Below are 5,547 nucleotides of genomic sequence, written 5' to 3' on the forward strand. Positions count from 1 at the left end.
CATAGTCGAATCCCACATCGAGCCATGTTTGGCGATGGCGTTGAGCATCGTCAGCAGCTTGCGCATGCAGGCGACCAGGGCGACCTTCTTGCGCTGGCCGGAGATCCGCCGGCGCTGGCCGCCTGGTTCGCCGGCGATGCGGCCGCGCAGGCTGCAGCCAGGCACGAGATGCTGGCCAGCATCGCCGAGACGCATTTCGACCTCGGCGCATGGGAGTGGAAGGAGTGACTGCGCCCAGCACCGCGCCGGATCTGTCGCTCCTCCCCGCCGATCTGCAGGAGCGCTGGCCGCTGGCGGCCGAGCGCGCGAGCCGCAAGCTCGCCGGCCTGTCGGAAAACCCCGCGGCCTGGCGGCTGGTCCAGGCCGCGCAGCGCGCCCCGAATGCCCGGCAGAGGGTGGTGTGGCTGCAGCGCGCGGCGGACGCCTGGGCGGCCCCTATGCGCGCCGTGGCGGCCTGCAAGGCAGGGTGCAGCCACTGCTGCCACACCCCGGTGACGATCACGCGCCTGGAGGCCGATCTGATCGGCCGGGCGACCGGGCGCACGCCGGCATCGCCGGCACGCTCGGTCCGGCTGGACGATCACGAGACGCTGGCGGCGGCGATCGAGGCGCAGGCCGAGCTGCAGGAGCCAGGCTGGCCAGGCCCGTGTCCCTTCCTCGCGGACGGCCGCTGCAGCGTGTACGCGGCACGGCCGATGGCCTGCCGCCTGCTGCTCAACCTCGACGACGACGACCTCCTGTGCCGGCTCATCGAGGGCACGCCGGTCCCGGTGCCATACGCCAATGCCGGGCAGCTCAGGGCGGTGTACCTGCTCGCCCAGCCCGGTGCCGAGCTGGCGGACATCCGCGCCTTCTTTCCCTGACCGGCGAAGCCGTCATGTACGCGCTGGTCGACGGGAACAATTTCTACGTCTCGTGCGAGCGCGTCTTCCGGCCGAGCCTGCAGGGCAGGCCGGTCGTGGTGCTGAGCAACAACGATGGCTGCGCCATCGCTCGGTCGAACGAGGCGAAAGCCCTGGGCATCGGCATGGGCCAGCCGTACCACGAGTTCCGGCGGCTCGAAGGGGATGCAGGCCTCGTCACGCTGTCGGCGAATTTCACGCTCTACGGCGACATGAGCACGCGGCTCATGAGCATCGCCGCAGGCCTCGGGCCCGAGCAGGAAATCTACAGCATCGACGAGTCCTTCGTCGGCGTCGCCGGTGTGCCGGCGATCACCCGCCGGGCCCACCTGGTGCGCGAGCGGCTGCTGCAGTGGATCGGTGTCCCCTGCGGCATCGGCATCGGCCCCACGAAGACCCTGGCCAAGTTGGCCAACCACGTCGCCAAGAGCGCGGACCGCAAGCCCGGCAGCTACCCGGGCGAGTTCGCGCGGGTGGCCAACCTAGGCGAGCTGCCGGCGTCCGATCTGGATGCCGTCCTGGCCGCGACGGAGCTGGGCGACGTGTGGGGCATCGGCCGGCGCATCGGCGAGCAGCTGCGCGCCGCAGGCCTGCGCACGGCCCTGGACGTGGCCAGGCTCGACCCGGCGACGGTTCGCCGGCGCTGGTCGGTGGTTCTGGAGCGCACCGTGCGCGAGCTGCAGGGCCAGCCCTGCATCCAGCTTGAAGACGCCGCGGCGGCCAAGAAGGAAATCGCGTGCACGCGCAGCTTCGGGCGGACGATCCAGCGCCTGCAGGACCTGCAGGAAGCCGTCACCGAGTTCGTCGGCCGCGCGGCCGAGAAACTGCGGCGCCAGGAAAGCCTGGCCGGCCAGCTGCTGGTGTTCATCCACACCAGCCCTTTCCGCCGGCAGGACCGGCAGTACGCCCGCTCGATCACGGTGCCGCTGCGCCGGCCCACGGCCGACACCCTGCACCTGGCGGATGTGGCCATCACCGCCCTGCAGGCGATCTACCGTCCGGGCTACAACTACGCGAAAGCCGGCGTGATGCTGCTGGACCTGCAAGACCAGGCGGTGAAACAGGGCGAGTTGGATCTGGACGAGCCCGGCGCCGATCGTGGCCGGCTCATGGCGGCCATGGACGCGATCAACCGGCGCCACGGACGCGGTGCCGTGCATGCGGCCAGCGCCGGCACCACCGGCGATCGGCGTGAGTGGGCGATGCGACAGCAGCGCCGCACGCCGCACTACACAACGGACTGGCGGCAGCTGCCGATAGCCAGGGCCTGAGCTGCAGCGCAGAATGCAAAGATGGACCTGACGAAAGCCACCCCACGCGCCGCTCTCGATGAAGCCGCCGCGCCGGCGCCTCGGGACCCGCGCGGCCTGTTCGCCAGGCTGGCCGCGGAGCGCGGCCTCATCAAGCCTGGCGACCCGCTCGATCAGAGCGTGGTGGATCTGTGCCTCGATGTCGTCGAAGCCTGCGCGAAGATCGGCGACGGCTACGGGGACCCCGAAGCCGGAGGCAATGCCGGCGAGCACATCAGGTTCGAGCTGGGCGATTTGTAGCGGGCGCCGCCTACAAAGCCTCTGCGGCGGCGAGCGCAGCCTTCACCTTGCGCTGATCGAGTGTCCGCACGACGCCCGCGTTGACTTGGGCGTACTGGCCGGCCGAGCTGCGCGCAAGAGCGCCCGCGGTGAGGTCACCACGCTGGACGATCCCGAGCATTTCCCAGCCCGGAAGCGGACGGTGCTGGTACAGCCGCCACGGGCCGCCAAGTGTGACCGTCAGCCGGCCACGATCGCTCACGACGCCTGGCCCATGCCGAAGGGGTCGGCGGCGTCTAGCACCTGACGGGCCTGTGCAACAAGTGCGTCCACCTTGGCCCAGGCGGCATCTTCCCTGCGCACCACGTCATCGAGATAGGCACGGGCGCGCTGATATTCGGGAGACGTTGGCTCGGCGCCGAACAGGTCTTCGCGGGTGTCAGCCTTGTCCAAGTCGGCGTTGGCCACGGCCGGTTGCTGCGAGGGCTTGGGCTTGATGCAGTTCCATTTTTCTTTCCTTTTGCCCCTCATCCCGGGAGGCGCCGGTGACGCTCAGCATAGAGCGTCAGATGATTGGTGTAACTCAAAAGGCAGGCGGCCGGTTTCGCGTCCGCGAAACGGCGGCCCGCCGCTTCTGCGACGAGCCGGGCTCCGCCCGGCTTCGTCTGGTCAGGCCCGGATCACCACCATCGCGGTGGGCACCTGCGTGCCGACGCCCGCAAAGCTGCCCTCCGGCATCAGGTCGAAGCTGCCGAGGACCGAGAAAAGCGCCCGCTGCCGCGGCCCGGCCGCGCAGATCGCCACCAGCCGGCCGCCAGGGGCAAGGAACTGCTGCGCATGCACGATGTGCTCCACATCGTCCCCGCGCTCGAAGGGCGGATTCATGATGATCGCGTCGAAGCGGCCCAGGTCCTCGACCGTGCACTGCAGGAAGTCACCGCAGACGACGCGCTGCGCGAGCCCTTCATTGCGCAGCGTGTCCGCGAGGGCGCGATTCACTTCAACGGCTACCACGTCGCAGGCGCTTTGTTTCGTGCCAGCGAAAGGCAGCACGCCGGGCAGGCTGCGCAGCAGCACGCCGGTGCCGGCGCTGGGCTCCAGAACGCGCTCGCCCAGCTCGGGCGCCGCGATGGCGACCATGCGGCGCGCAATGTCCTCGGGTGTCGGGAAAAGCTGAGGTGCAGCCACCACCTGAACGCCGCCGGCGCGCAGGCATGCGCGCATCGCGTCGATGGCATCGACCCCTTCGCGTGAGGCCGGCTGCTCGCCAGTGGTCTGCTCCGCAACGGACGCCGCGGGCACTGGCGCCGGGATGACCTCGCGCGCCTCCGGCGCAGCAGCCGCCGACGGCTGGGTCACTTTCGCGTCGGTGATGAACACCGATCGCAATACGCCCTGCCGCACAACCACACGCACACGATGCAGGCCGCAGGCCGACAGGTCGGCCTCCGCGATCTGGCGCCGGCCACCGCCTTCGTAGCGCGAACCCTGGCCAGCCTCGCGCGTGCCCTTGTAGTCCTTGTGCGTTCCGTCCCATTCCGCCTTCGTCATTTCCACGGCGCCGGCATGCGGGTAGTTGGCCAACGGCGGCAGCTTCTTGGCCGCCTTGACCGTGGCAGCCTGCGCCTCGGTCGGGGCCTTGTACTCCCGCACCTCCTCGATGCCGCGCACCCGCACAAATCGCGCGTTCGTCGTCACGCTCAGGACCTTCCCGCCCTTCTTGTTGACGCGAACGATGGTCAGCCATTGGCCGCGAATCAACACCTGTCCACCCGCCTGCATTTCCACGCTCTCTGCCACGAGGCCGCCGCCTTCGTCCAGCATGGCGCGCTCATAGGCAATGCGGTTCTCGTAGTGCGCGATCCAGCGGCCCTGCCTGGCAATGCGCCGCGTGTGTATTTCCACCCCCAGCCGGGCGACATCGGCAACGCTGCGCGGGTTCTCCGCCCGGGTCAGCAATTGGTAGGCCGACGTGCCCCACGGCTGGCCAGCCTCGACCACAGAGAAATGATCCCGGTTGGCGATGGCTACAGCCTGATCGTGCGTCAACCCTTCGGCACTCCACAGCCTGCGGAACACCTCGGCATCGTTGACGATCTTCTGCGACTTGCGCAGATCGGCCTCGATGGCCTTCAGCCGGCGATAGCGCACGTCCGGCGCCTGCTTGTAGGCCGCGTGCAGCTTCGCCGCCTGGGCGCGACGGCTCCAATAGTCCTGCGTCTCCCACAGCTTGACCGCCTTGCGCATGCCGTTCTGAATGCGCTCGGCATCCTTGCGGGCCCGGCGTTCGCTGTGATGGCCCACGAGGATCGGCTGCCCGAGGGGAATGTGCTCAGTGATGGCCTCCACCTGGCGGCGTGCCGCGTCGGCTTCCGCGCCCCGGCGTTCGCTGTAGTCCTCGAAGCGGTCGGCCCTCTCCTCGGCCCGCTCCATCAGGCTGCGGTCCTCGTCCTCGATCTCCCCGCACAGTTCCTCCAGCAGATCGGCCCGGCCAGGCGTCCACATCGGTGCGACGAAAAGCTCTTGCCTCGGCGCCCACTTGAATCCAGCCTTCTTCATCCGCTCATAGGTGCCCGCATCCAGCCGGGCAAACGGGTACAAGCGCAGCTTGTTGTCCTCCGGCGAGTAGGTCGCAGTCCCCAGGCATTCGGACTTTTCAGCAGCTGCTCCTTGGTGAGCCTCGGGGGGTGCGGGGGGAAAGCCCGCTTCGTTGGTGCCGCCTTCGGCCTGGCTGGTGGGTGCGGTCGGTGTGCTCATGATGTGCCCTTTTAGGTGGTGGAAAAAATCTGCTCCTCGGAGCCGCCTCGACGCATGAATAGCGAGGACGGCCAGGCAGCAAGGGCACGCCCGGAAGCCGCAGCCTGGAGCGCAGCGGAAGGACCGGGTGAGGACGTGGGCTCAGCCGCACCCTTGCTGCCTGGTTGCCCGCAGCTATGCGTCGGAGAAGAGGCGGTCCGAGGAGCGGATCGACCACGCTGGATGGAGCACCCGGCCAGATGGCACCCACCAGCCAGGCCGAAGACGGTGTCAGGCGCCATGAAAAACTGCCCCCCTGGCGCCATTGAGAACTGACCCCCTTTCACAGCGAAGGAGGTCATGGATGGAAGAGGAGATCG

6 protein-coding genes and 1 pseudogene are annotated in these 5,547 nt (G+C 68.9%); 3 read left to right on the forward strand and 4 right to left on the reverse strand.

Features of this window, described 5'->3' with window-relative positions; genetic code table 11:
• Positions 1–99: pseudogene (locus tag Q392_RS33965) on the reverse strand (IS110 family transposase); the annotation flags it as partial.
• Between the two features lie 125 nt (positions 100–224).
• Between Q392_RS33965 and Q392_RS31515 the strand changes: the two are divergent.
• The 3 genes from Q392_RS31515 to Q392_RS31520 are packed head-to-tail and all read left to right on the forward strand — an operon-like array spanning position 225 to position 2,452.
• Positions 225–863, forward strand: a complete 639-nt coding sequence (locus tag Q392_RS31515; protein WP_051953976.1) for a YkgJ family cysteine cluster protein — start codon at positions 225–227, stop codon at positions 861–863.
• Between the two features lie 14 nt (positions 864–877).
• A complete protein-coding gene (locus Q392_RS26045; RefSeq protein ID WP_038215355.1) occupies positions 878–2,173 on the forward strand; it encodes a Y-family DNA polymerase in 1,296 nt (431 codons plus the stop codon).
• 21 nt (positions 2,174–2,194) lie between these two features.
• On the forward strand, positions 2,195–2,452 hold the full coding sequence (locus Q392_RS31520) for a hypothetical protein (protein WP_051953977.1): 258 nt from the start codon (positions 2,195–2,197) through the stop codon (positions 2,450–2,452).
• 10 nt (positions 2,453–2,462) lie between these two features.
• On the opposite strand, the gene Q392_RS33155 is transcribed toward Q392_RS31520, so the two are convergent.
• From Q392_RS33155 to Q392_RS26055, 3 genes are all read right to left on the reverse strand, one after another.
• On the reverse strand, positions 2,463–2,693 hold the full coding sequence (locus tag Q392_RS33155; protein WP_157008327.1) for a hypothetical protein: 231 nt from the start codon (positions 2,691–2,693) through the stop codon (positions 2,463–2,465).
• Positions 2,690–2,899 carry a hypothetical protein gene (locus Q392_RS26050; protein ID WP_038215360.1) on the reverse strand — a complete coding sequence of 70 codons (210 nt, stop codon included), beginning with the start codon at positions 2,897–2,899 and terminating at the stop codon, positions 2,690–2,692. Before Q392_RS26050 ends, Q392_RS33155 begins: the two co-directional genes overlap by 4 nt.
• Positions 2,900–3,100: 201 nt before the next feature.
• Positions 3,101–5,188: a DUF3560 domain-containing protein gene (locus Q392_RS26055; protein ID WP_084217420.1), complete on the reverse strand. Its 2,088-nt coding sequence runs from the start codon at positions 5,186–5,188 to the stop codon at positions 3,101–3,103.
• Positions 5,189–5,547 lie beyond the last annotated feature (359 nt).

Source organism: Xenophilus azovorans DSM 13620, assembly GCF_000745855.1.
Lineage (GTDB): Bacteria > Pseudomonadota > Gammaproteobacteria > Burkholderiales > Burkholderiaceae_C > Xenophilus > Xenophilus azovorans.

Coding starts and splice junctions, on each gene's coding strand:
- Q392_RS26045 (WP_038215355.1), top strand. CDS start 878: ATGTACGCGCTGGTCGACGGGAACAATTTCTACGTCTCGTGCGAGCGC.
- Q392_RS31520 (WP_051953977.1), top strand. CDS start 2,195: ATGGACCTGACGAAAGCCACCCCACGCGCCGCTCTCGATGAAGCCGCC.
- Q392_RS26055 (WP_084217420.1), bottom strand. CDS start 5,188: ATGAGCACACCGACCGCACCCACCAGCCAGGCCGAAGGCGGCACCAAC.